The organism is Nonomuraea sp. NPDC049129, assembly GCF_040648495.1.
Lineage (GTDB): Bacteria > Actinomycetota > Actinomycetes > Streptosporangiales > Streptosporangiaceae > Nonomuraea.
The window spans coordinates 110,920-135,736 of sequence record NZ_JBEZDU010000020.1 but is presented as its reverse complement, the minus strand read 5'-3'; the positions used below and the strand labels follow the sequence as shown (position 1 = coordinate 135,736).

General features: G+C 71.5%; 23 protein-coding genes and 1 pseudogene. 10 read left to right on the top strand and 14 right to left on the bottom strand.

Going from position 1 to position 24,817, the window contains the following annotated elements:
- Window positions 1–5 precede the first annotated feature (5 nt).
- The 3 genes from AB0B64_RS44220 to AB0B64_RS44210 all read right to left on the bottom strand — a co-directional run bounded on the left by AB0B64_RS44220 (window position 6) and on the right by AB0B64_RS44210 (window position 3,399).
- Window positions 6–890, bottom strand: coding sequence for a sugar ABC transporter permease (locus tag AB0B64_RS44220; protein ID WP_357951931.1), 885 nt, complete (start codon window positions 888–890; stop codon window positions 6–8).
- Entirely contained in the window at window positions 887–2,191 is a 1,305-nt protein-coding gene (locus tag AB0B64_RS44215; protein WP_358186386.1) for an extracellular solute-binding protein, read from the bottom strand. The genes AB0B64_RS44220 and AB0B64_RS44215 overlap by 4 nt, the downstream gene beginning before the upstream one ends.
- A gap of 95 nt (window positions 2,192–2,286) precedes the next feature.
- Complete coding sequence (locus AB0B64_RS44210; RefSeq protein WP_358186360.1) at window positions 2,287–3,399, bottom strand: cellulase-like family protein; 1,113 nt, start codon at window positions 3,397–3,399, stop codon at window positions 2,287–2,289.
- Between the two features lie 134 nt (window positions 3,400–3,533).
- Here AB0B64_RS44210 and AB0B64_RS44205 point away from each other — a divergent pair, with 134 nt between their 5' ends.
- The 4 genes from AB0B64_RS44205 to AB0B64_RS44190 all read left to right on the top strand — a co-directional run bounded on the left by AB0B64_RS44205 (window position 3,534) and on the right by AB0B64_RS44190 (window position 8,353).
- The gene (locus tag AB0B64_RS44205) at window positions 3,534–4,742 is read left to right on the top strand and encodes a mandelate racemase/muconate lactonizing enzyme family protein (RefSeq protein WP_358186353.1); all 1,209 of its coding nucleotides are present in this window, start codon (window positions 3,534–3,536) and stop codon (window positions 4,740–4,742) included.
- On the top strand, window positions 4,739–5,815 hold the full coding sequence (locus tag AB0B64_RS44200; RefSeq protein ID WP_358186347.1) for an alcohol dehydrogenase catalytic domain-containing protein: 1,077 nt from the start codon (window positions 4,739–4,741) through the stop codon (window positions 5,813–5,815). The genes AB0B64_RS44205 and AB0B64_RS44200 overlap by 4 nt, the downstream gene beginning before the upstream one ends.
- A gap of 36 nt (window positions 5,816–5,851) precedes the next feature.
- Window positions 5,852–6,427 (top strand): TetR/AcrR family transcriptional regulator, encoded by a 576-nt coding sequence (locus tag AB0B64_RS44195; RefSeq protein ID WP_357951923.1) that lies wholly within the window; start codon window positions 5,852–5,854, stop codon window positions 6,425–6,427.
- A gap of 72 nt (window positions 6,428–6,499) precedes the next feature.
- Window positions 6,500–8,353, top strand: a complete 1,854-nt coding sequence (locus AB0B64_RS44190) for an alpha/beta fold hydrolase (protein ID WP_358186340.1) — start codon at window positions 6,500–6,502, stop codon at window positions 8,351–8,353.
- 2 nt (window positions 8,354–8,355) lie between these two features.
- On the opposite strand, the gene AB0B64_RS44185 is transcribed toward AB0B64_RS44190, so the two are convergent.
- A complete protein-coding gene (locus AB0B64_RS44185) occupies window positions 8,356–8,733 on the bottom strand; it encodes a DUF5335 family protein (protein ID WP_357951919.1) in 378 nt (125 codons plus the stop codon).
- A 96-nt stretch (window positions 8,734–8,829) separates the two neighbouring features.
- On the bottom strand, window positions 8,830–9,537 hold the full coding sequence (locus AB0B64_RS44180) for a hypothetical protein (RefSeq protein WP_357951917.1): 708 nt from the start codon (window positions 9,535–9,537) through the stop codon (window positions 8,830–8,832).
- 104 nt (window positions 9,538–9,641) lie between these two features.
- On the opposite strand from AB0B64_RS44180, the gene AB0B64_RS44175 reads away from it, so the two are divergent.
- Window positions 9,642–10,241: a PepSY domain-containing protein gene (locus tag AB0B64_RS44175; RefSeq protein WP_358186333.1), complete on the top strand. Its 600-nt coding sequence runs from the start codon at window positions 9,642–9,644 to the stop codon at window positions 10,239–10,241.
- Window positions 10,242–10,314: 73 nt separating this feature from the next.
- Here the strand turns inward: AB0B64_RS44175 and add are convergent, their stop codons facing one another.
- Window positions 10,315–11,322, bottom strand: coding sequence for an adenosine deaminase (add, locus tag AB0B64_RS44170; protein ID WP_358186324.1), 1,008 nt, complete (start codon window positions 11,320–11,322; stop codon window positions 10,315–10,317).
- A gap of 79 nt (window positions 11,323–11,401) precedes the next feature.
- On the opposite strand from add, the gene AB0B64_RS44165 reads away from it, so the two are divergent.
- The 4 genes from AB0B64_RS44165 to AB0B64_RS44150 all read left to right on the top strand — a co-directional run bounded on the left by AB0B64_RS44165 (window position 11,402) and on the right by AB0B64_RS44150 (window position 16,705).
- Window positions 11,402–12,004: a TetR/AcrR family transcriptional regulator gene (locus AB0B64_RS44165; protein ID WP_358186319.1), complete on the top strand. Its 603-nt coding sequence runs from the start codon at window positions 11,402–11,404 to the stop codon at window positions 12,002–12,004.
- Between the two features lie 83 nt (window positions 12,005–12,087).
- The gene (locus AB0B64_RS44160) at window positions 12,088–14,076 is read left to right on the top strand and encodes a condensation domain-containing protein (protein ID WP_358186315.1); all 1,989 of its coding nucleotides are present in this window, start codon (window positions 12,088–12,090) and stop codon (window positions 14,074–14,076) included.
- Window positions 14,073–14,834 (top strand): alpha/beta fold hydrolase, encoded by a 762-nt coding sequence (locus AB0B64_RS44155; RefSeq protein ID WP_358186310.1) that lies wholly within the window; start codon window positions 14,073–14,075, stop codon window positions 14,832–14,834. Before AB0B64_RS44160 ends, AB0B64_RS44155 begins: the two co-directional genes overlap by 4 nt.
- A complete protein-coding gene (locus AB0B64_RS44150) occupies window positions 14,831–16,705 on the top strand; it encodes an AMP-binding protein (protein ID WP_358186304.1) in 1,875 nt (624 codons plus the stop codon). Before AB0B64_RS44155 ends, AB0B64_RS44150 begins: the two co-directional genes overlap by 4 nt.
- 105 nt (window positions 16,706–16,810) lie before the next feature.
- Here the strand turns inward: AB0B64_RS44150 and AB0B64_RS44145 are convergent, their stop codons facing one another.
- From AB0B64_RS44145 to AB0B64_RS44115, 7 genes are read right to left on the bottom strand one after another with little or no spacing between them, the layout of a single operon-like run.
- Window positions 16,811–18,424 carry an AMP-binding protein gene (locus tag AB0B64_RS44145; RefSeq protein ID WP_358186299.1) on the bottom strand — a complete coding sequence of 538 codons (1,614 nt, stop codon included), beginning with the start codon at window positions 18,422–18,424 and terminating at the stop codon, window positions 16,811–16,813.
- Window positions 18,421–19,035 (bottom strand): hypothetical protein, encoded by a 615-nt coding sequence (locus AB0B64_RS44140; protein WP_358186295.1) that lies wholly within the window; start codon window positions 19,033–19,035, stop codon window positions 18,421–18,423. The genes AB0B64_RS44145 and AB0B64_RS44140 overlap by 4 nt, the downstream gene beginning before the upstream one ends.
- Window positions 19,025–20,194 (bottom strand): beta-ketoacyl-[acyl-carrier-protein] synthase family protein, encoded by a 1,170-nt coding sequence (locus tag AB0B64_RS44135; protein ID WP_358186291.1) that lies wholly within the window; start codon window positions 20,192–20,194, stop codon window positions 19,025–19,027. Before AB0B64_RS44135 ends, AB0B64_RS44140 begins: the two co-directional genes overlap by 11 nt.
- On the bottom strand, window positions 20,191–20,667 hold the full coding sequence (locus AB0B64_RS44130) for a hypothetical protein (RefSeq protein ID WP_358186282.1): 477 nt from the start codon (window positions 20,665–20,667) through the stop codon (window positions 20,191–20,193). The genes AB0B64_RS44135 and AB0B64_RS44130 overlap by 4 nt, the downstream gene beginning before the upstream one ends.
- Window positions 20,651–21,109 (bottom strand): acyl-CoA thioesterase, encoded by a 459-nt coding sequence (locus AB0B64_RS44125; RefSeq protein WP_358186275.1) that lies wholly within the window; start codon window positions 21,107–21,109, stop codon window positions 20,651–20,653. The genes AB0B64_RS44130 and AB0B64_RS44125 overlap by 17 nt, the downstream gene beginning before the upstream one ends.
- Window positions 21,110–21,129: 20 nt before the next feature.
- Window positions 21,130–22,497 (bottom strand): aminotransferase class III-fold pyridoxal phosphate-dependent enzyme, encoded by a 1,368-nt coding sequence (locus AB0B64_RS44120; protein WP_358186270.1) that lies wholly within the window; start codon window positions 22,495–22,497, stop codon window positions 21,130–21,132.
- A complete protein-coding gene (locus AB0B64_RS44115) occupies window positions 22,494–22,748 on the bottom strand; it encodes an acyl carrier protein (RefSeq protein WP_358186265.1) in 255 nt (84 codons plus the stop codon). Before AB0B64_RS44115 ends, AB0B64_RS44120 begins: the two co-directional genes overlap by 4 nt.
- Window positions 22,749–22,986: 238 nt before the next feature.
- On the opposite strand from AB0B64_RS44115, the gene AB0B64_RS44110 reads away from it, so the two are divergent.
- The gene (locus tag AB0B64_RS44110) at window positions 22,987–23,658 is read left to right on the top strand and encodes a class I SAM-dependent methyltransferase (protein WP_358186259.1); all 672 of its coding nucleotides are present in this window, start codon (window positions 22,987–22,989) and stop codon (window positions 23,656–23,658) included.
- Between the two features lie 35 nt (window positions 23,659–23,693).
- Here AB0B64_RS44110 and AB0B64_RS44105 read toward each other — a convergent pair.
- Window positions 23,694–24,602, bottom strand: a pseudogene (locus AB0B64_RS44105) (RNA polymerase sigma factor); the annotation flags it as partial.
- Window positions 24,603–24,817 lie beyond the last annotated feature (215 nt).

Here is a 24,817-nt window from a genome sequence, read left to right as displayed (position 1 = left end):
TCCGCTCATTCCTCGTCACTCCTGACCAACGTGAACTGGGTGAAGGCGAACACCAGCAGCACGACCAGCAGCACGATCGCGATCGCGGAGGCGTAGCCGAAGCGGGAGAAGGAGAACGCGTTGTTGTAGAGGTACAGGGGCAGCACCTGGGTGGCGTTGACCGGTCCGCCCTTGGTGAGCAGGTAGGCGGGCACGAAGGACTGCATGGCCCCCGTGACCGCCACGACGATCACGAAGGTGAAGGTCCGGCGCAGCAGCGGCACGGTGACCAGGAAGAAGGTACGCAGCGTGCGGGCGCCGTCGATGGCCGCGGCCTCGAAGACGTTGGCGGGCAGGGCCTGCAGCCCGGCCACGAAGATGATCACGTACAGGCCGACGTACTTCCAGATGACCATCACGAGCAGCGCCCAGATGGCGTAGTCGGAGTCGGTGAGCCAGGGACGGGGGCCGACCCCGGCCGCGCCGGCGAGCGCGTCGGCCAGGCCGCCGGTCGAGTAGATCACCTGCCACAGTACGGTGGCGCCGACCAGCGGCATCACCGCGGGAATGAAGACCAGCCCGCGCAGCCAGGCACGGAACCTGCCGGGTTTGGCCAGCGGCACGGCCACGACCAGCGCGATCACGATCGTCGGGCCCACCGCGAAGACCGTGTACAGCAGCGTCACCCACACGCTGCTCCAGAACTCGTCGCTCGTCACCATCTCGCGGTAGTTGTCGAGCCCGACCCACTGCGGGGTGCCGGAGAGGTCGTACGAGGTGAAGCTCAGGTACAGGGCGGCGAGCGCGGGCAACGCCCAGAACAGCACGAAGTACACGATCGCCGGGGCGGCGAGGCCCGCGCCGGCGCGGGCCTCGACCGCGCTCATGGTGCGGGCCTTGCTGCCGATCACTTGAGGATCCGTCCCACCGCGGCGTCGAAGGCGGTCGCGGCCTGCTGGGCGGGCGCCTGCTTGTGGATCACCGATTCGAGCGCGTCGAGCAGCGCCTTGATCGTCTCGGTCCATTGCGGGAGCACCGGGCCGAAGTCGGTGTACGGGATCTGCTGCTCCAGCTGCTGGCTGGCCTTGTCACTCGCGGCGGGCAGCTTCTGCCAGCCTGCCGTCGGCGTGACCAGGCCGGTGGCGGCTAGCTGCTGGTTGACGTTGTCCCCGTTGAGCAGCCAGTTAATGAAATGCCACGCCGTGTACGGATTTTTCGCCTTTTTGGCGACGAACCATCCCCAGGAGTAGCCGGCGGCCACTTTCTCCTTCCCCTCCCAGCTGGGCACGAGGGCGCTGTCGAAGGTCTGGCCGAGCTTGGCGTTGGGGTTGATGGCCGGGATGAGGCTCGAGGTGAACCGGCCGGACATCAGCATGGCCGAGGTGCCCTTGGCGAACAGGCCGAACGCGCCGACCGGGTCGCTCAGCTTCGGGTTGCCGAGGCTGCCGTAGTATTCGAGCGCCTTGATGCCCTCCGGCGTGTTCAGCGTGCCGCGCCGGGAGCTCTCGTCGATGATCTGCCCGCCCAGTCCGCGGATCAGCGGGATGAAGTTCAGCATCGCCCAGATGTTGTCGGCGAGCTGCCACTGGAGCCCGACCTGGGAGGCGTCGGCGTTGGTGAGCTTCTGACTGAACTCGGCGACCTGCTCCCAAGTGGTGGGGGGCTTGTCGGGGTCGAGCCCCGCCTTCTCGAAGCGGTCGCGCCGATACCACAGGTGGACCGAGTTGAAGTCGATCGGCGTGCCGTAGACCTGCTCCTCGTAGGTCAGCGCGGCGAACGCGTTGGCCTCGAACTTCCCCTTGAGCGCGTCGATGGACGCGGCGCCGAACTCCGCCGGCGGCAACGGCGCGAGCTGCTGCTTCGAGGCCCGCTCGGCGAGGGTCCAGGCGCCGACCTTGATCAGGTCGGGCGGCGCGCCCGTGGTGAACGCCGTGGAGAGCTTGGTGTCGAGGTTGGCGATCGGGACGTACAGCGGCTTGATCGACACCTTCGGGAACTGCTTCTGGTACTCGGCGATCTTGGCGTTGAAGTACTTGGTGTTGGCGGGCTCCTCGTGCATCCAGACGACGACCTGGCCCTGTGGCCCGGTCTTGCTGGAGCCGGCCTGCTCCTCGGACGACCCGCACCCGGTCAGGGTGAGCTGGCTCGCCGCGCCACCGAGCGTGAGCAGGGCGGCGCCGCGCAGGAGGTCTCGACGGGGGATGGCACTCATGTGTTCGTTCCTCTCAGGACACGAGCCGTTGTGGGGTGAGACCGCTCAGGGAAGGGGCCGCTCAGAGAGAGAGGGCCGCTCACGGAGAAGGCCGCTCACGGAGCGGCGGTGAATTCGGTTGCCCCCGCGTGTATGGCGTCGGTCATGCCGCGGTGCCAGGCCACGTCACGCCACATTCCGGCGAACTGCGGCCCGCAGAAGTTGCTGGTCGACAGCGCCTCCCAGCGGCCGGTGGCCAGCGCGGCGCGTAGCCCGACCTCGCACAGCTCCTTGATCCAGCCCCAGTCCCGGCCCGGCCCGTCCTTGTAGTTGACGATGGCCCAGCACTCGGTCGTCACCAGCGGCTTGCCGGCCGACCGCGACCACTCGGCGACGCGCTGGATGTGGTCGGTGAGGCCGCCGGCCCACCGCCCCGGGTCGGCTCGGTACAGGCGTTCGGCCGGGCCGGACAGCGGCTCGTAGGCGCGCGGGTCGAACTGGGAGTGCTCCAGGTCGTAGCCGATCTCGTCGTAGAAGCCGGTGGCCTGCGGCGTCATCCACACGTGTGGTTCGAGCAGGTCCAGCTCGGTGAGGTCCTCACCGTCGGCGCCGGTGGTCTCGGTGGCGAAGGACAGCGTGTAGCGGTGGCGCGGATGCTTGGCGCGCAGGGTGCCGATCGCCTCGCGCGTCCAGCTTCGTACCCGCTCGTCCGCTCGGGACAGCGCGGCGGCGTCCGCGTCGTTGCCGTACAGAAAGGGCGCCCACATCGCCAGCGGCCACTCGTTCACCAGGTCGACGAAGTAGATCGCGTCGGCCAGACCGGCGTCCTCGATGGCCGTGAGCGTGACGTCCCAGACGGCGGCCAGGTCGGCGGCCGTCCGAATCCGGGACCGGGTGTCGAGCTCGTCCCGGCGGAACCAGGAGGACAGCGCCACCCGCAGACCCCTGCTCGCGCACGCCTGGATGAACTCCAGCAGCTCGGGCAGCACCCGCACGGACACCGGCTCGGTCGCGCCCCACTGCTCGAAGTGCCAGACGGGCAGCAGGCGCCAGGTCCGCCGCGGATCGGCCGCCACCAGGTGGGGGAAGGCGTCGATGCGCACCGCGTCGTAGCCGCGCTCGACGAGCTCGTCCAGCGCGCGGTCCCAGTCCTCGTACCCGGCGCCGTCCCAGCGCCGTTCGAGCCAGGAGAAGTCCCACATGGTGATCGCCAGAGGTCTGCCGGTCAACGTCATAGTTCTCAACATCCGTCCGGACTGTGGTCTTACCAGATTGCTAGAGCTTTGCTGGCAGTAGCGCCACTGTCAAGGGAGTGATTTGTTTCTTGCGGATTACTGGTCTTACCAGATACGGTCCTGGAATCATGAGTACCCGAGCCGTCGTGAGCGGACTGGAGACCATCCGCTGTTCGATTCAGCCCAACGTGCTGCTGGTGCGGCTGCACACCGACGACGGGCACGCCGGCCTCGGCGAGTCGTTCTTCGGGGCCGAGGCGGTCGAGGCCTACCTGCACGAGACCGTCGCGCCCCTCCTCGTCGGCGCGCCGGTGCCCGGCCCGGAGCGGCTGCGCCGGCTGCTCACCGGCCATGTCGGCTTCCAGGGCAGCGGCGTGGAGACGCGCGGCAACGGCGCGGTCGACCTCGCCGTGTGGGACCTGCTGGGCAAGACCACGGGGCAGCCGGTGTCCGGCCTGCTCGGCGGGCCTTTCCACGAACGCCTCCCCGCCTACAACACCTGCGCCGGCTCCTCTTACATCAAGAACGAGCCGCGCCAGGCCGTGTCCAACTGGGGGCTGGCGGCGGCGTCGGCGTACGACGATCTGCGGGGCTTCCTGGAGCGGCCGGCGGAGCTGGCCAAGTCCCTGTGGGAGGAGGGTTTCCGCGCCATGAAGGTGTGGCCCTTCGACCAGGCGGCCGAGCGTACCGGCGGCATGCGGCTGGACCGGGCGGACCTGCGCGCCGGTCTGCGGGTGCTCGACGAGATCAAGAACGCCGTGCCCGAGATGGAGGTCATGGTCGAGTTGCACGGGCTGTGGAGCCTGTACGCGGCCGTCGGGCTGGTGCGCGAGCTGGAGCGGTTCGATCCGTTTTGGGTGGAGGACCCGTTGCGAGCCGACAGCCACGACTCCTACGCGACGCTGCAGGCGTCGACGTCCGCGCCGCTGGCCACCGGCGAGACGCTGACCGGGCAGCGGTCCTTCCGCGCGCTACTGGAGCGATCGGCGATCCGGGTCGCGATCATCGACATGGGCTGGGCGGGCGGGCTCACGGAGGCTCGCAAGATCGCCGCGCTGGCCGACTCGTACGACATCCCCTTCGCGCCGCACGACTGCACCGGCCCGATCTCCTTCGCGGCGTGCGTCCATCTCGCCCTGAGCCAGCCCAACACGCTGATCCAGGAGAGCGTGCGGGCGTTCCAGCGCACCTGGTACCAAGAGCTGGCGACCGGGCTGCCGCTGGTGGAGGATGGCTGGGTGAGCCTGGAGGGACGACCGGGGCTGGGGGTGGAGCTCGCCCCCGGTCTCACCGAACGCGCCGACGTCACCACCCGCCTGTCCGGGACCCGGCCGTGAGCGTGGTCGGCGAACCGGCCGCGAGCAGGGGGCGGATGGCGGCGCTGCGCTGGTACGGGCGCGGCGACGTGCGGCTGGTCGAGACCGAGATGCCCGCGCCGGGTCCCGGCCAGGTCCTGATCGCGGTCACGCTGTGCGGCCTGTGCGGCAGTGACATCGAGGAATACCGGTTCGGGCCGGTCGTGGTGCCGGTCGAACCGCACCCGCTGACCGGCCGGACCGCGCCGCTCACCCTGGGGCACGAGGTCGTCGGCGTGGTGGCGGAGGCCGGCCCCGGCGTGAGCCTCGCCCCCGGCACCGCGGTCGTGCCGGACGTCGTGCTGGGCTGCGGCCACTGCTGGTGGTGTACCCGCGGCGAGTACCCGCTGTGCGAGCGTGGCGCGGCGCTCGGGTTGCAGGACGACGGCGGCCTGGCCGAATACCTGGTGGCGCCGGCCGCGCGCTGTGTCCCGCTGCCCGATGGCCTGCCCCCCGCCGTCGCGGTCTTCGCCGAGCCGGCGGCGGTCGCCGTCCGCGCGCTCGACAAGGCCGGCGACGTGTCCGGGGCCGTGGTCGCGGTCGTCGGCGCCGGGGCCGTCGGCCTGCTGGTCGCCGAGGTGGCCAGGTGCCGGGGCGCGGCGACGGTCGTCGCGGTCGACCCGGATGCGGGCCGCCGCGCGCTGGCCCGGTCGTTCGGCCTGGTCGGCGTGGCGCCGGAGGCCGCCCTCGAAGCCGTACGGGAGCTGACCGATGGGCGCGGCGCCGACGCGGTGGTGGAGAGCGCGGGGCCGGCGGCCGCGGTGGAGAGCGCGTTGTCACTCTGCCGGCGCGGCGGGAGCGTGGTCCTGCTCGGCGTGTCGCCGGACCCGGCCGCCTTTCCCACCCTGGACGTGGTGCTGGGCGAGAAGCGGGTCGTGGGGTCGGCCTCCCACCGGTGGGACACCGACCTGCGGGCCGCGGTCGCTCTGCTGCACGGCGGGCAGATCCGGGTCGATCGGCTGCCGACGCAGACCGTTCCGTTGTCCCAGGCCGTGGCACGCGGGCTGGCCGACCCGCCGCGCGACATCGTGAAGACCATCGTCGGCATGGGATGATTTGCGAATTATGCAGATCGGTCTATTCTCGGTGGCGTGGCGGTCAAGGGTGATGAGACGCGGGCGCGGCTGATCGAGGCGGCTCGGACGCTGGTGGAGGCCAAGGGCTACCACGGCACCGGGCTCAATGAGGTGCTCGCGGTGGCGGGAGCTCCTCGGGGGTCGCTCTATCACCACTTTCCCGGCGGCAAGGACCAGCTGGTCAGCGAGGCCCTGGCCGCCGCCGGGCGCGAGGTCGACGGCATCGTGGTCGAGCTGGCCTCGACGGCGCCCAGCTCCCGCGATCTTGTCAGGGCGCTGATGGCGGCGCTGGCCGACAGGATGGTGGCCGCCGACTACGCCAAGGGGTGCCCGGTGGCGACGGTGGCTCTGGAGGTCGCCGCGACCAACGACGTCCTGCAGCCGATCTGCGGGGACATCTACGCGGGCTGGCAGCGGGCGCTGGCCGACGCCCTCCGGGCCGATGGTCATGACACGGCCGAGGCGGATGAGCTCGCGGCTACGGTGCTCGCCCTGATCGAGGGCGCGCTCGTGCTGGCCCGCGCCGGTCGCAGCCGGACCCCCATCGAGCAGACCAGCCGACGTATCGCCAAACTGCTCGACACCGCCTGATCCTTTTCGCTGGAGGTCGGGCGTTTTTTGCTGTCCACACATTATGTAGATCGGTCTAGAGAGGAATGCAAGATGGGCGAGACTTCGGGGGGCGGGCCGGACGCGGTGGTGTTCGGGGCGACCGGCTTCATCGGCCGGTGGACGGTGCTGCGGCTGCTGGAACAAGGCCGCACGGTCGCGGCCGTCATCCGCGAACCGACTCGGGACCGTACGGGTGCGGGTGGCGGAGGCGAGTTGCCAGCCTGGCTGCAAGGTCATGGCGCGGACGTCGAGCGGCTCATGGTCGTGGCCGGTGATCTCACGGGCGGTCCGGGTCTGGGGTTGAGCGCGGTGGACGACGAGCGGCTTGCCAGGGTACGGGATGTCGTCAACGCCGCCGCCGTCTACCGGTTCGGGCTGGGGCGCGAGGAGGCCAGGACGGTCAACGTCGAGGGCGCCCTCAACGTGCTGCGCTGGGCCGCGACCCGGCCCGGACTGCGCAGGCTGATCCACGTGTCGGGCTACCGGGTCGGGCTGGGCCGGCGAGAGCGGTACCCGCTCCCGGAAGCCGAGCTGGCGGAGCTCTACCGAGGCCAAGGGGCCTATGAAGGCTCCAAGACCGAGGCGGACGCCGCCGTACGGGTCGTCGCGGAGCAGTTGGGGGTCCCACTGACCGTGGTGAATCCAAGCACCGTGATCGGTCACTCGACCACGGGCGAGGCCGGGCAGTACATCGGCCTGGCCGAGGTGGTCCGCGACCTGTGGAACGGCCGACTTCCCGCGCTGCCGGGAACCGCCCGCACGTTCGTGCCCGTGGAGACCGTGGATCACTTCGCGTCGTACATGGCCGCGATCCCCGAGCACGACCCGAAGCCCGGCGGCCTGCACTGGGTGCTCGACGAGAACACCCCGAACCTGCCCGAACTGGTGCGCCTGCTCGCGGCCCACCTGGGCGTACGCGCGCCGAAAACCCTCGTGCCCGTGTCCCTGATTCGCCGCCTCCCGGCCGCGCTGACCGGAGCCAACCCCGAGACTCTGGCCTTCCTGACCGAGGACCGTTACGACACCGCCTCAGCCGAGCGGGTCGCCGAGGCGGCCGGGCTCCGGCAGCCGCCTGTCGAGACCGCGCTGCGCCGCTGGGCCGATCGGCTGGTGGCGGACCGGTTCGGGACGGCTCCGGCCGTGCTTCCCGGCGGCTTCCACGATGTCGGCGGATCCCGTACCTACGTCGCCGGGGACAGGACCTCGCCCGGCTTCGTACTCCTGCACGGACTCCCCCTCGACGGCGAGTCCTGGCAGGGCGTGCTCGGCGAACTGGACGGAGCACCCGCCCTCGTCGCCGACCTGCCGGGACTCGGCCGCTCGGCCCCCACCTCGGCCACCCCGCTGGCCTGGCTCACCGATCTGCTGGCTCCCGTACGGACCCGGCCCGTGATCGTCGCCCACTCCGCGGCCGCCGCACCGGCGCTCCGCTACGCTGCCGCCCATCCCGATCGCCTCAGTGCCCTGGTCCTCGTCTCCCCCTATTTCCTCCAGGAGGCGGCCCCGAGACCGCTCCGCACACCGGCGCTCGCCACGCCGCTCCTCAAGAGAATCTCCGCCGACCGTCTCGCGACCTCGCTCCTCGGCGATGGCACTTCCTCGGACGAAGCCCGCCGGGCCGTGGCGAGCGCCGCCGCCCAGCTGCACCGGCCTGGCGTCGCCCGCCGTACGGCCCGCCTGCTCCGGGACGCGAACCAGCCCGCCGAACGCGCCGCTCTCCAAGCCCTGCTCAGCGAGACGGTGTCGGTCCCGGTCCACCTCCTTGCCGGGCAGCTGGATCCGCTGGTCGCCGACCCAGGCCCGGCCACCGTCACGACCATCCCCGGCACCGGTCACCACCCGCACCTCACGCACCCGGCCGCCATCGCCTCGATCATGCGGCGCGCCGCCGGGGCGCTGAGCTGAGGTCACAAGGTCGGCGCGCCGCTCCACACCGCGGGATCGTGGAGCATGATGATCGTCTGCGTGCCTTCCGCGTCCACGATGTCGAAGGCCCGGGGCATGTCGGGCGCCACGGTATCGGCGAATATCGTCTGCGGCCGCTGGATGAGGTGAGCGAGCACCACCGGATACCGCCCGTCCCGCCCGCCTATCGCCACGGTGAAGATGTCGTCCTTGTCGTCGTACTCGAGATAGGCGAGCGGGAGCTTCTCGGCCTGCATGAGATCGCCGAACGTCCGGCTCAGCACCTCGACGGTCACGTCCGAGCCTTCGTACTGCCTTGACAGGTTGTCGAAGAACTGGCGCCATTCCTCGCGCGGCAGCTCGGGTCGCTCCTCGGTCATCTGACGGTTCCTTCCCTCCGGGTACGGGCCCGCGATCTCCTCCATGCTGGTCGGACCGCACCCGCTCGCACATCACACGGTCGGGTAGGTCCTCCCTCAGCCCCTGCTCTGAAGAACCGCCCGCAGCAGCCCGGTGACCAGCGGATGCGGCTGTTCCGGTGTCGATCGGGCCTGCGGCACGAACAGCGTCGCCACGTAGAAGGGATGTCCGGGAAGCTCCAGCACCCGCGCCTCCTGCTCCTCATCGACGCCTGTCACCCGGAATCCTCCGTCGTGCAGGGTTCGCCGATGGCCGGGCTCCAGGCCGAAGTCGCAGTAGTACTGCTCCTCGACCTCCGTGAGGCCGTACAACTCGGCTGCCCGCGAGCCCTCCACGAGGCTGACGGGCATGGTCTTGCCGGCGAGCGAGCAGGTCAGCGCGGAGACGAACAGCTCCGAGGCGTAGGGGTCGTACTCACCGTGCTGGGCGTCCTCGAACCCGAGCACGTCGCGGGCGTACTCGATCACCATGTGCTGGAAGCCGCCGCAGGTGCCCAGCGTCGGGACGCCCTGCTCGCGGCCGTGACGCAGGGCGGCGACGGCCCCGGTCAGGCTGCGGTACGGGCTGCCGGGCGCGCACAACAAGGCGTCGGCGGCGCGTACTGCCGACAGATCCCGTTCCAGCGGCTCGGTCGCCTGCCACTGGATCTCGATCTCGATCCCCAGCTCGGCCGAGGCGTGACGTAGCGCGTCGTTCGTGGCCGCGTGCGTAGGGAATGTCGGGTCGAAGTCGCCCACGACGGCGACGATCAAGGAAGGAGCCATGGCGCCCACTATCGGATACGGCGGGCCGGACAGCCAAGTCCGCGCCGCGGCGGCGGTCATGTCGTTCGCACCGTTCGACCTGCGGAAATGATAAGTGTCGCCATATGACTAAAACGATCATCGGGGGCGCTCTGGCCGGCGCGGCGCTGCTTGCGGCGACCGCCTGCGGGGGCGACGCCCGTCAAATGACCGAGCCGTTCGGCGCTCCTCCCACGCCGTACATCGCCGCCACCGAGACGCCCAAGTACGGCGCCCAAGCCGACTCGCAGAAGAAGAAGCTGGAGGAGGTGGGGCAGGCCGCGATGAAGGCCGTACCCGGCTCGACGCTCGTCTCGATGGAGACCGAGGAGAACGGCGGCCTCTGGGAGGTGCAGGTCGTCGACGACAAGGGCGTCGAACACCAGATGGACGTCGAATCGGACAAGGCCAAGGTCGTCAGCGGCCCACGGGCGGAGGACGACGAGAACGCCGGCGACAAGGCCCGATACCTCGACCGCGTCAAGGCCGCCAAGCTCGACTACGCGCAGGCGGCGGCCAAGATCCTGGCGGCCGTGCCGGGGGGCCGCATCACCGAGATCAACCTGGACAGCCACCGGGACAAGATCGTCTGGGAGGTGGACGTGGTTCCGCCCAACGGGTCCAAGCAGGACATGACGGTTGACGCGACCGACGGCGCGGTGACAAAGGACAGCCACTCGGACTGATCGGGGACGCCGAGCGCTGACCGCACCCCCGACGGTCAGCGCACCCCTCCTCAGCGTCAGCGAGCGCGGCGGGTTATCGACCCGAGGCCGAAGCCGAGCCCGAGTCCGAGCCCGAGCCCGAGTCCGGGTCCGGGTCCGGGTCCGCCAGCCAGGCGTCCACCCCCGCCCGCAACTCCGCCTTGAGCTCCTCCTCGGCGAACGAGGCGTCGATCGAGGCCCGGGCGAACCCGGCCAGTTCCGCGTCGTCGTACCCGAAGACCTCCCGCGCCAGCGCGTACTCGCCGGCCAGGTCGGTTTCGCCGTCGGTGTTGAGCGTGACTGCCAGCCCCGCCGCGCTCAGCCGCCGCAGCGGGTGCTCGGCCAGGCTGGGGACAACGCCGAGCAGGACGTTCGACGTGGGACAGACCTCCAGCGGCACCCCGCGCTCCCGCACCTCGGCGACCACCGCCTCGTCCTCCAGGACGCGGACGCCGTGCCCGATCCGCTCGGCGTGCCCGATGGCGAGCGCCTCGCGGATGCTGTCCGGCCCGCCGAACTCCCCCGCGTGGTGCACCAGGCGCACCCCGGCGTCGCGCGCCGCGTCGAGCACCTCCGCGAACGGCGCCACCGGGTGGCTCTCGTCGCCCGCCAGCCCGATGCCGACGACCGCCTCGTAACGGGTGGCCAGCCGCAACGTCTGCCAGAGCCGGTCGACGGAGCGCCGCCGGGAGTGGTCGAGCAGCACCCGGCACTCGATTCCGTAGCGGCGCGACCCCTCGGCCAGCCCGTCCAGCACCGCCTCCAGCGGCATCTCCGGCGCGCCGAGCCGTTCGCCGTGCGAGGCCGCGGTGAAGGACACCTCCGCGTAGCGGGTGCCCTGGGCCGCCTCGTCCTCGCAGAATTCCAGCGCGACCCGCCGGAAGTGCTCGGCCGTGAGCAGCCGCCCGCGCACCAGCGCCCGATGGTCGGCGAACTCCCGGAACGTGGCGAACGGCCCGCCCCGCCCGGACGGCCCGCCGAACTCGCGCGAGGTCTCGGGGCGTACCGTGCTCTCCAGGTGAACGTGCAGGTGGGCTTTGGGCAGCAGCCGTACGTCTCTCACTGTCAGCACCCTAGATGGGGAAACGGACAGACCGCATCCCGATTTGGATATTGACTGACTGGTCAGTCATAATGATCATATGTCCCCCAGGACGGTCGACAAGGCCGCGCGACGTAAAGAGATCCTCACCGCGGCGGTGCGGGTGTTCGCCCGCAAGGGCTTCGCCGCCACCCGCATCGACGACATCGCCGCCGAGGCGGGCATCGCCAAGGGCAGCGTCTATCTCTATTACGACAGCAGGGACGCGCTGCTGGAAGCCGCCTTCGAAGGCTACCGGACCATGTCGGCCGCCATCTTCGACCGGGCGCTCAACGGGCGCGGGCCGGCGCTGGAGCGGCTGGCCGAGATGGTACGCGAGGTGCTCGGCGTGCTGACCGCGCGGCGCGAGCCCGCCCGGATCATGGTCGACCTGTGGGCGGCCTCCCGTGACGCGGAGGGGTCGCTGGTGGACATGGCGGCCGTCTACGGCGACGCGCGGGCCGTGATCACCGAGCTCCTGCGCCAGGCCGCGAAGGAAGGCGTGCTGCGTGAGGGCCTGGACGAGCGCCACGCGACCGTCATCGTGGGGACCATCGAGGGCTGCCTGCTGCAGTGCCTGGTGGATCCCGGGCTACCGGCGGCGGAGCTGGCCGAGCCGATCATCCAGATCTTCCTGGAGGGGCTGCGCCGACCGGCCGCTTGACAAGCCCGGAGGGCTGATAGAGCCTCTCTTGCAGAGATCTCCGGTACACCAGCCACTTCGCCTCTCTCACAGGTGAGGAGACGATGCCGGAAGAACACGAGCCGATGCCGTCGCCCGCACAGCAACGGCTGTGGTTTCTCCAGCAGCTCGCGCCGGATTCGCCGCAGTACAACGTCTTCCGGGGCTACGAGCTGCGCGGGCCGCTGGACGTGGCGGCGCTGCGCCGAGCCCTCGGCGCGCTGGCCGACCGGCACGTCGCGTTACGCATGAGGTTCCCCGCCGACGGCGGGGTGGCCCGCGCGGTGGTGAGCGGCACCCCCTTCGACGTCGAGCTGCCCAGCACCGATCTCGGCTTGGAGTCGACGGCTGCCGATCTCGCGGGCGAGCCTGGTTGGGACGCGGCGGCGACGGAGTTCGCCCGGCTGTGGTCGGCGCGGCCGTTCGACCTCGCGCGGGACGACCTGATCCGGGCCCACCTCCTGCGCGTCACGCCCGAGCTGCACGTGCTCCTGCTGTGCGTGCATCACATCGTGATCGACGGCTGGTCGGTGCCGATCATCGACGAAGAGCTCGGGCTGCTGTACGCGGGCCGGCCCCTCGGCCCGCCGCCGGCCGGCTACCTCGAGTACGCCCGCCGGCAGGAGGAGCTGGCCGGCTCCCCCGCGGCCGAACGGGTGCTCGCGTACTGGCGGCGGCGGCTGGCGGGCGCGCCCGAACTCGTCACGCTGCCCGCTGACCGGCCGCGGCCGAGGATCCAGGACTTCCGCGGCGGCCTGCTCGTCAGGCCCGTGCCGGTGGACGTGACCGCCACGCTGCGGTCTTTCGCCGCGGCGCACCGGGTCACGCCGTACACCGTCGCCTACGCCGCCTTCGCCGTCCTGCTCGCCCGCTACGCCCGCGCGAGCGACCTGGTGATCGGCGTGGTCGTGGCCGGGCGTTCGCGGCCGGAGTTCGCCGGGACGGTGGGCTTCTTCGTGGGCACGCTGCCGGTACGGATGGATCTGTCCGGGGATCCGAGCTTCCTCGCGGTGCTCGCCGCGGCCCGCGAGGCGCTGTTCGACGCCTACGACAACGACCTGCTGCCCTTCGACGTCCTGGTCGACCGGCTGTCCCTGCGGCGCGACCCCTCCTACATCCCGCTGGTCCAGGTGATCTTCCAGATGCTGGTCACTCCGGCGTACGGCACCGAGACGCGCTGGGGCGACCTCGGCGCCCGGCTCTGGGGCCGGGACGTCTCGCAGCCCGCCACCCGCTTCGACCTGGAGGTCCACCTCCTGGACCAGGCCGACGACGACATGGTCATGGAGGTCTCCTTCAACGCCGACCTGTTCGACGAGGAGACGGTCACGGGGCTGGCCGATGACTACGTGCGGGTGCTGCGACTGCTGTGCGGCGACCCCGAGCAGCCGGTGTCCGGGGCGTACGCGCTGCTCGGCGGGGGTGCGCGGCAGGTTCGGGTGTCGGTCCGCGACGAGCATGGGGTGTCGTTGCCGTACGGGGTGCCGGGCGAGGTCTGGCTCGACGAGACGCCCACGGGGCTGCTCGGCCGCATGGGGGCCGTCGGCGGGTTGGATGTTCTGGGGCGTACGGACGCCGAACTCGTGGTGCGTGGCTGCCGGGTGCCGGCCGAGGTGATCGAGCGGGCGCTGCTCGACGAACCGTCGGTCGCGGCGGCCGAGGTGTCGATGGGAGACGGCGGCGAGCTCACAGCCCGCCTCACCGCCGTGCCCGGTGCGACCCGCCCGGCCCGGCCCGAACTGCGCGCCCGGCTCCGCCGGCGGCTGCCCGGCTTCCTGGTGCCCGGCACCTTCCTCTGGAACGGCGAGCCCTCCCCCGCCGAAGCCCCGTCCCTGAACGTACTGGATCTGACCACACCGGCCCCGAACGCACCGGAGCTGACCGCACCGGACCTGACCTCAACGGGCGCGACCGCACCCGGCTCGACCGCAACGGACCTGGACGCACCCGACCCGACCGCACCGGGCCCGAATGTGTCTGGCCCGGTCGCGCCGCTTCCGGGCGAGCCGATGGTGTTCTTCGTGGCCGCCGAACCACCGGGAGAGGCTTCGTGAGCACGTCAGCGGCGGCGGCCTGTTTCTGGACGCCGCGCCGCAGACCCGGCGCGGCACTGCGCGCGGTCTGCTTCCCGCACGCCGGCGGTGACGCGCTGTCGTACGCCTCCCTCGCCCGCGCGCTGCCCGACGACGTCGAGGTCCTGGCCGTACGGATGCCCCGGCCTGGCGACCGGTCCGGACCCCCCGTGGCCGATCTCGCGACGTTCACCGCCCGGATCGCGGCCGCGCTCACGGACGTGGCGCCGCCGTACATGATGGTGGGCCAGAGCCTGGGCGCCCTGCTCGCCTTCGAGACGGCCAGGGCGGCGCCGGGTACGCCCCCCACGGCCTGCCTGTTCATCTCGTCGGCGCCACCGCATCGCTGGGCGGAGACGCTCGACCTCTACGCCGCGAACGGCGCGGATCGGGCGCTGCTGTCGTACCTGCGTGACGGCGATGGGGGTGTGGCCGCGGCGCTGGACGATCCGGCGGCTGAGGCGCTCGTGCTCCGGGATCTGCGGGTGGATCTGCGGCTCTTGAAGGGGTACGCGGCATCCGTGGAGCCGCGGCTCACCTGTCCGGTCCGCGTCCTGGTGGGCGCCGAGGACCCGGCATTGTCGCCGGACGACGTCACCGCGTGGCGCCGCTACACCACTGGCGCCTGCTCGGTCGGGTCGGTGCCCACCGGCCACTTCGTCGTACGGCAAGGAGAGGCTTTCGTCGTCCAAGAGATCACCCGCGTCGCCGCCGCGGGACTCATCGCCGAGGGAGAATGATGTTCGACGCGGAGATCGGCCGACGGGTCGCGGAGCACGCCGCCCAGGCCCCCGGCAGCCCGGCGGTCGTGTCCGCCGAGGGCGTCCTGACCTACCACGGTTTGTCCACGCGGATGGAACGCTACCGCGAGGCGCTGGTGGCGGCGGGCCTGCGTCCGGGCGACGTGGTGGCGATGGCGCTGCCCGACGGCGCGACCGGCATCGCCGCGATGCTGGCCGCGTTCACCGCCGGCGTCGCCTTCGTCTGGCTCGACGAGGACCAGCCCGCCGCCCGCCACCGCGCGATCCTGGAGGACTGTCACCCGACGGGCCTGGTGACGACGCCGAACGGCGCGGAAGGGGCCGCAGGGTCGCCTCCAGCAGGGGTGACCGTCCAGGGCAACCGAGCGGCAGGGTCGCCTCCCGCGGTGGTGACCGTTCAGGGCGACGAGGCGGCGGTCGTCTCGGCCGCGCCGTCCGGGCCGCGAGCGGAGACGGTGCCACAGGACACCAGCTGCCTGGTCTACACCTCGGGCTCCACGGGCCGGCCCAAGGGCATCGTCCAGCGCAGCGGGAACCTCCTGCACTTCGCCCGCTGGCTCGCCTCGGAGACGGGGCTGCGTCGCGGATCCCACATGCTGCAGCTGGCCCGCCTCAGCTATGACGCCGCCTACCTGGAGATCCTCAGTGCCCTGGACGCCGGCGCCGCGATCGTCATCCCGCCGCCGACGGTGAAGCCCGACGGCGCCGAGCTCCTGCCGTGGCTGGACGGACGCGAGGTGACGCACGTGTTCTGCGTGCCCACGCTCATCCGCCGCCTGCTGCTGGCCCGGGAGAGCGCGGGCGAGCCGCCCGACCTCGGGATGCGGGCGGTCAGCCTGTACGGGGAGCCGTTGCACAGCTCCACCGTGGACCAGGTACGCGCCCATTTCCCGCGAACGGCGGTCTACAACATGTACGGCCCGGCCGAGACGACCGTGGCGACGTTCCACCTGGTCGAACCGGACTGCGCCGGGGACATCCCCATCGGCCGCGACATCCCGGGGGTGGAGACCCTGCTGCGCGGAGCCGACAACGCTTCGGATGCTTGGAATGCTTCGGATGTGTCCGATGCGTCAGATGTGTCCGATGCCTCGGATACCTCCGATGACGAGGGTGAGGTCTGGATCAGGACCCGGTTCCTGGCCCGCGGTTACCTGGGACGGCCCGCGGAGACCGCCGCGGTCTTCTCGGCGATGGACGAGTCCGGCCTGCGTACGTACCGGACCGGGGACCTGGCGCGCAGGCGACCCGACGGCGCGCTGGTGTTCCTCGGCCGCCGCGACCATCAGGTCAAGATCCGGGGCGCCCGTGTCGAACTGGCCGAGATCGAGGCCGTGCTGCGGGCCGAGCCGGGCGTGGCGCAGGCCGCCGTCGGCGTCTTCAGCGACGAGCAGGGCACCGTGCATCCCGCCGCCTATCTGGAGCCGGTCTCGGCGGCGAAGGTGGATGTGCGGGGCCTGCATCGCCATGTGGCATCCGTCCTGCCCGCGTACATGGTGCCCGCCGCGTACGTCATGCTCGACAAGCTCCCCCTCACCGCGACCGGGAAGATCGACCGGAACCGGCTGCCGGACCCGAACACGCTCACCTCGGGAACCGGCTCCCGGGGGGCGTTCGAGACCGAGACCGAGCGGCGGCTGGCCGCGATCTGGCGTGAGGTGCTCGAGCGCGAGGAGCTGGGCGCCGATGACGACTTCTTCGAGCTGAAGGGCCACTCGCTCATGGCCGTCCGGATCGCGGCGGCGGTGATCGGGGAGTTCGGGGTGGAGATACCCGTCCGGGCCGTCTTCGAGCATCCCACCGTGCGCGAACTGGCCGCCTACATCGACGATGATCCGTCCCGCTTGTAGGCGTCCTCCTGCATCGACGAGGACCCGTCTCACCTGTAGGTGTCCTCCTGCATCGAGGAGGAGCCGTCTCACGGTAGGCGGCCGTTTTCCTTGTAGGCGGCTGTCTCACTTGTAGGCGGCCTCCTGGGCGGGGATGCCCCGGATCCGGCAGGGGCGTTCGGCGCGGAGCAGGAAGCGGTGCAGCTCGGCCCGGACGCGCCGTACCGCGTCATCGGTGGCGTCGCGCATGTACAGCTCCAGGACGAACCGCTGCCCGTCGTGCTCGGTGTGCTCGTCGTCGCCCGCGTACCTGCTGCGCCGATCGTCGCCCGCGTACGTGCCGCGCCCGTGCTCGCCCGCGTGCGTGCCCTGCCCATCGTCACTGGCGTGCCCAGTCCGGCGGCCGGGGCACAGGCGGGTGGTCGCGGCCACGACTCCGGGCAGCCCCATGGCCAGGCGGCGTACCGACGGCAGCGACACCTTGACCCCGTCCACGACGCAGGAGTCCCCCATGCGGCCGCCGAAGTAGAGATAGCCATCCGAGTCGAGACGGAACAGATCCCCGGTGGCGATCTGCGCCGAAGCGGTATGGGGGTCAGGAGCGCGGCCCTCAGTGGCGATCTGCCCGGGAGCGGTATGGCGGTCGAGAGCGCGGCCCTCAGTGGCGACCTCCCCTGGAGCGGTACGGCCGTCGGTGGCGCCGACCCGCCGCACGAGCACGGTGTCGGAGGTCACCAGCAACTCCCCCACCCCGTCGCGTACGTTCCGCAGGGACACCCCGACGCCGGGCAGTGGGCGGCCGACCGAGCCGTGCCGGTGGGCGGGTTCGAGATGCGCGGCCAGGGTGCTGACCCGTGGTCCCGCCTCCGTCAGGCCGTACGTGATGTACACCTCCAGGTCGCTCCGCGCCCGCACCAGCGCGGTGACCTCCTCCGACGGCAGGGCGTCGCCGCCCACGGTGAGCATGCGCAGGCCCCGGGGCGGCGCACCGGGCACCAGGTTCCGCAGGAGGAAGGGGGTCAGCGAGGAGCTTGTCACGCCGTGGCGGCGTACGGCGTCGAGGTAGCCCCGCGGGCTGAACGGCGGCCCGGTGACCACCAGGCGGGCACCGGTGACCAGGCCCGCCAGCGCCTGGGCCACCAGGGCGTAGGAGAAGTTCAGCGGCAGCGTGACCAGCATCGTGTCGTCGCTCCGCAGCCCGACCGCCCCGGCGTGCCTGGCGGCGTTCCGGAACAGGGACGAGGCCCGGTGGAGGCAGCCGCTGAAGATACCGGAGGTCCCGGAGGTCAGGATGATCACGTGGCCGGGCTCGTGGTACTGCCAGGGACCGGGGAGCGTGGCGACAGCGGTACGGCCGAAGCGCCTGACCGCCGTACCGGGAACAGCCCTGCCGTACGGGGTGACCAGCAGGCGCGCGCCGAGACGACGGGCGACCTCCACGAGGCGACCTGCGGGCATGGCGGGCGGGACGGCGACGGGCACCGCTCCGCCGTGGAGCGCGCCGAACAGATACCGCAGCAGCGCCGTCCCGCTCGGCAGAGCGAGAACCACCACGTTCCCCAGCCGATCGGTCAGCTCGGCGAACACCTCGGCGAGGGCCGCGACGGGCGTCGCCGAGCCAGGCTCTGCGCCGCGACCGCCGTCGCGACCGTCACCGTCACCGCCGTCGACGTCAACGGCTCGCTCGGCAAGGTAGGTCTCCACCTCGCCGAGCGTCGGGCCAAGGTCGTCGGCGCTCATCCCGGACCTGGGATCTGGCCATCGGCATCGCCGCGCCTCGCTGCTCGCGCCCGCGCGGCGGCGTTGCGGCGATCTGCTGCCGGGGCCAGGATGCGGGCGGCGACGGTGTGGTGACCGTTGTTCTCGCTGTGCTCGGCGACGGCGACGTAGCGGCACTGGCCCGTCGCCAGCCAGCCGGCCGCGATCAGCGCCACGACGGGCCCCGCGCGCTCCGGCGGCATGCACACCAGCAGGCTGGGGCCGCGGAAGCCGAGCGTGATGCAGAGCAAGCCGGCGAGCGAGCCGGGGTTAGCGCCGGCGAAGCGTAGCGGAGAGATGCGGCCCCGGGCGGCCGTGTCGGCGACCGAGCGCATGGTGTGGCGGGTCCCGTGGTCGCTGACGGCCAGGGCGCCGATCTCGGCCACCCGCCGACGCACCGCCTCCGGTGCCCCGGCCAGCGCCGCCTCGACCGCGGCCACCACGAGCCAGGCCGCCGGGTCGGCGTAGAAGGAGGCGGTCCGGCGCCCGGCCGCCGCCAGGTCGCCGGTCTCGCACAGCTCGTGTGCCAGGGTGGCCAGGCCGGGGCGATCCCCGTACATCCCGTACTCCCCGGGCGGGCGATCACCGTACATGCCGCGCTCCCCGGGTGAAGGCCAGGCTCGTGATGAACCCGCCGAAGCCGAGCGTCAGGCTGAGCCCCGCCCCGGGCCGCAGCCCGCCAGGCCGACCGGCGGGGACCGGAAGGGGGAACCCCTCCAGCACCTCTTCCAGGCCCGCGACCGGCGGCACCGTGCCGTAGTGCAGCGCCAGCACCACCGCGATGGCCTCCAGCACGCCGGTGGCGCCGAGGGTGTGCCCCAGCGCCCCCTTGGTCGCGAACACCACAGGCGGCGCCGCGCACCCCGCGAACAGCCCGGTCAAGGCGGCCGACTCGGCGGCGTCGTTGACGGGTGTACCGGACCCGTGGGCGTTGATCACGGCGATGTCTTCCGGGGTGATCCCGGAGGCGGCCAGGCAGCGCCGCACGGAGAGGCCGACTCCGCTGCCGGCCGGGTCGGGCGCCGTCATGCCCGCTCCGTCGTTGGCCACCCCTGTTCCGGCCAGCACCGCGTACGGGTCGGCGCCTCGGGCGCGGGCGGACTCCTCGCGTTCGAGTACGACGAATCCCGCGCCCTCCCCCAGCAGCGTCCCGTCGGCCCGGCGATCGAACGCGCGCAGCCGAGTGGGCGACATCGTGCCCAGTACGGTGTGCGCGAGCCGCTTGGCCGGGGTGACCACGTCGGCCGCGCCGCACACGCTCACCTCGGCGGCTCCCGACCGGACCACCTCGGCGCCCACCGCGATCGCGTCGGACCCGGACGAACAGGCCGTACTGACGGCGACGGGCGGCAGCCGCAGCCCCACGGCGGCGGCGACGTCGACCGCCCACTGGTACAGATCCCCGTCCTCATCGTCCAGGTGCGCCCCGAAACTGGTGCCCAGCACGGGGTACGGGTCCACCACCGCGCCAGGGACGACCCCGGACGGCCCGCCGACGTCCAACGAGCGGGGCGTGAGCCCGGCATCGGCGAGTGCGCGCGACAGTGTGCTCTCCGCCAGGGCCCGCTGCCGTGATGACGGCTTCAGCTCCGGCGACGGGTCGGCCAGGGTCGCGGCGAGCGGGTTGCGCAGCCGGTGCTCCGACGGTACCTCCCGGAACCCGTCGTCCCCGTCGAGCAGCCGCTGCCACACCCCGGCCAGGCTGTCGCCCAGGGCGGTGGACCAGGCCATGCCGGTGACCCAGACGTTCACCACAGCCGCCGCCCGAGCTGCTCGACCGTGACCCGGATGAGGGAGCCGCGGAAGGCCGCCACCCGTTCGCCCTCCACGGTCGCCCGGCAGGAGAAGTGGAAGGTGTTGCCGATGATCCTGTCGCTGCGCACGTCGAAGATCACCTGGTCTCCGACCACCACGATGCGGTGGAAGCGGCTGTGCGCCGAGCCGATGAGCGTGAGTTCGTCGTCGGCCAGCTTCGACGTGCTCATCTGGTAGAGGATGATGCCCGACTGGGCGATGGCCTGGACCAGGTGGCTGCCGGGGTAGATGCCCCGCTCGGGGAAGTGCCCGGCGATGGCGTCCATGCTGCCGGACACCGACAGCATGCTGCGCAGGTACTCTCCCGGCGCGTAGTCGAGCACCCGGTCGATGTAGATCATGGGGTGGCGGTGCCGCAGCCACTGCTTGATCTCCGTGAATCCCAGGGTCGACTCACCCGTCTCGGCCATCGGCCCTCTCTTCGCTCAGCTGGGCGCGCAGCGCGGCGCGTAAGGCGGCGGGCAGCGGTGCCGGACTGCCGTCGGCCGCGTTGACCAGGCACAGCACGAGCGTGCCCGAGGCGAGCAGCGGCCCGGCCCCGTCGTCCGGAGGATCGGGCAGGCGGCGTACCGTGCCGGAGACCCGCCATGAGGCCCCGCCCACATGGTCGACGTCGGCGCGTACCTCGATCCGGTCGGGGAAACGGGCGGCGGCTCCGTAGCGCATGCGTAGTTCGGTCACGGCCGGCTGCAGCTGGTGCTCGCTCATCAGGCGGGTGCCGACGCCCATCGCCTCCAGGTCCTCCAGCAGCGCGGTCTCGATGAGCGAGGCGTAGCGGGTGAAGTGGACCACCCCCGCGGCGTCGGTGTCCACGTGCTCGACACGGCGGCGAAGCGGCCGCGGCCCACTCACCGGCCCGCTCGTCGGCCCGCTCACCGAGCCGCCGCACCGAGGAACGTCGCCGTTCCCCGCCGAATCGCGGCGACCAGCTCCTCCACCTCGGCTGGGCTGGTGACCAGGGGCGGCGCCACGCGCATGGTGGGGAAGACGTACGGCAGGCCGTGGGAGCGGCGCCCCGCCCCGGCCATGAACTCGATGTAGCAGCCCGCCCTGATGATATGCGACCGCAGCTCGCGCAGCCGGTCCGCGGCGTCCTCCGTGAGCTCCAGCCCTTGCAGCAGCCCCGTACCCCGCAGCCCGCGATAGGTCTCGGGGAAGCGGTCGAGCACCTCCCGGCCGAGGAGCGCGGTCAGCCGCGCGCCGAGCTCGGCCGAGCGTTCGAGCAGCTTCTCCTCCTCGATCAGCCGCAGGCCGTCGTGGATCACCGCGCAGGTCAGCGGACGCAGGTCGGAGGTGGCCACGGCACCGGACGGCCGTACGGACAGCGACCGCCTGGCGATCACCATCGAGGTGGACAGCACGCCCATGCCGAGGCTCTTGCCGATGACGGTGATATCGGTGGGAATCGGGCCGTCCTCGTCCGCCATGGCGAAGAACCGGCCGGTCTTGGCGAACGTGAGGACCTCGTCGGCCACCAGCAACACCCCATGCTCGGCGGCGAGCCCGGCCAGGGTCCGCAGGTAGCCGGGCGGGGGGACCAGCAGGCCCGCGTCACCCTGGACCGGCTCGACGACCACGGCCAGCAGGCGCTCTCCGTGGCGGTCGAAGAACTCGCGTAACGGCTCCGGGACACCGAACGGAAGGTGCTCCACCGTCAGCCCGTACTGGCCGTCGGCGGCCATCCCCGGGAGCCCGGCGCGGAAGTGGCGCCGGTTGAGCAGCGGCGTGAGCGCGCCCGTCCATCCGTGCCACGCGCCCTGGAAGGCGAGCACGAGATCGCGGCCGCCCCGCTCCGGGTCGGGCCGCGTCCGTCGATGGTCGTATCTCGACTCCAGGACCAGCCGCACGGCCAGTTCCATGCCCTCGGAGCCGGAGTTGCGGCCGGCCGCGTGGTATTCGCCCGGTGGGAAGTGGTCGCGCCACAGCCCACCGGGGCCGAGCGTCGCGGCGAGGAGGCGGGTGCGTTCGGCGACCTCGATCTCGTCCGTCGCGTACCCGAGATCCGTCGCCGCGCGCGTCAACGCGCCCAGCACGGCCGGGTGCCCGGCCCCGAGGCAGGCGCTGGCGTACCCGCCGGAGGCGTCGATGACCTCGAACGGCTCCCCGGCGCCGCCGCGCTCGGCCAGCCGCAGCCGCACGCCCCGGCCGCCGACCGAGACGAACGGAAGCCGGCTGCCACCGTAGTGATCCAGGTGCAGGCTGTGGGACGGCGACGCGGCGGTCAGGCCCGCGTGGTTCACGTCCCGCCGCCCTGCAGGCGCCGGATGAGCGCGGCGAGGGCGGCGATGGTACGGAAGTTCTCGGGTACGAAGTCCTCGTCGGAGACGCGGACATCGAAGATGTCCTCACATTGCACGCGGAGTTCGGTGAATCCCAGAGAATCGAGCCCGTAGATGTCGCGCAGGCTCTCGTGGTCGCTGATTTCCTCGGCCGGCATCTCGACGAACAATTCGGTCGCCAGAATCTTCTTTATGGTGCTCTCGATTTCCATTACACCTCCGGACAAAGCGCATGGTAAAGAGAACGGCACAGGACGTGGCAGCTTCGTCACGGAATAGCAGGTCGGCCGCGGAATCCCGGGGCCGTTGGCCGCCAACACCGCCCAGCATGAACCAACCGATGTTGTTCGTCAATTGCATCCGGCGTCACGGAGTTCACAGGAATTCAACAGGATGAAGCGGAAATGGGAATTACCCCGGTGGGCCGCCTTTCCGATCTACAGTGCGGTTATGAACACGGGTACTGGACCGGGGGTGTTCACCTCCGACGGCTCACCGGTGGAGTTCTACGCCGCGATCGACGCCGCGGGCGAACCGGAGATCATTCAGCGGGGTGTGCCCGTGGGCGGGTCGATCCTCGAACTGGGCGCGGGCACGGGCCGGGTCACGCACGCCCTCACCGCCCTCGGCTACGACGTGGTGGCCGTCGACGAGTCGGCCGAGATGCTGGCCAGGGTCGAGGGCGCCGAGCGGGTACACGCGCGGATCGAGGACCTCGCGCTTGAGCGGCGCTTCGACGCCGTGCTGCTGGCCTCGCTGCTCATTCATGTGCCGCTGGTCTCGACCAGGCGGCGCTTCCTCGACTGCTGCCGCCGCCACGTGTGTGACGACGGCGTGGTGGTGATCCAGTGGATTCCGCTGGACGTACGCGCCACCTGGTCAGTGGGGACGACCTTCGGGCGGTCCGGGTTCACCACCACGATCACCGAGTTCGCCCCGTCAGGGCGGGATCTGGTGAATCTCACCCTGAGGTACGAGACCGACGGCCGACTCTGGACCCAGTCGATCGTCGAGCGGCCGCTCAGCGACGACCAGCTCACCACGGCTCTGGCCGAGTCCGGGCTGGTCGTGGACCGCTTCCTGACCCCCGACCGGACATGGCTGACCGCCCGTCCCAGCTGAGCCGCCCGTCCTAGCTGGGGTACGGGCCACCCGTCCTAGCTGAGGTATTCGCGCAGCGCCAGAGCCCTCGACGGGTGGCGGAGCTTGGACATGGTCTTGGCCTCGATCTGCCGGATCCGCTCGCGGGTCACGCCGTAGATCCTGCCGATCTCGTCGAGGGTCATCGGCTTGCCGTCGTTCAGGCCGTACCGCATGGAGATGACGCCCGCCTCGCGCTCGGACAGCTCGTCGAGCAGGGCCCGCAGCTGCTGCTGGAGCAGGGTGAACGAGACCGCGTCGGCCGGGGAGACGGCCTCGGTGTCCTCGATGAGGTCGCCGAACTCGCTGTCGCCCTCCTCGCCCAGCGGCGTGTGCAGGGAGATCGGCTCGCGGCCGTAGCCCTGCACCTCGGCGACCCGGTCGATGGGCAGCTCGGTCTCGACGGCGATCTCCTCGGGCGTGGGCTCGCGGCCGAGCTCGCCGGACAGCCGCCGCTGCGCCCGCGCCACCTTGTTGATCATCTCGACCATGTGGACCGGGATGCGGATCGTCCGCGCCTGGTCGGCCATCGCCCGGGTGATGGCCTGCTTGATCCACCACGTGGCATAGGTGGAGAACTTGAACCCGAGCCGGTAGTCGAACTTCTCGATCGTACGGATCAGCCCGAGGTTGCCCTCCTGGATCAGGTCGAGGAAGAGCATGCCGCGGCCGGTGTAGCGCTTGGCGATCGAGACCACCAGGCGCAGGTTGGCCTCCAGCATGCGTTCCTTGGCCCGCAGGCCGTCGCAGGCGATCCATTCGAGGTCGGCGCGGAGCTGACCGGGCAGATCGGCCTCCGTGCTGAGGCGCTCGGCGGCGAACAGTCCCGCCTCGATCCGCTTGGCGAGGTCGATCTCCTGCTCGGCGGTGAGCAGCGGCACCCGCCCGATCTCCTTCAGGTACGCCTTGACCGAGTCAGCGCCGGCGACGGGGGCGCCGTCGGCGATGTTTTCGTCTAGCTCGAGAACCTCTGCTGCTTGGGACAAGACACTCTCCTCGCTCGGGTCGTTCGACTGGCGAATATCGATCTCGGACCAAGAAGTCCCTCGGGGGCGAGGGAGCGGGAGACGCAGCGGGTCGTCGCCGACCACGCTGTCCGGCTGCTCCTGATGCGCGGGTCCGGCTGGACGACCGCGGCCCG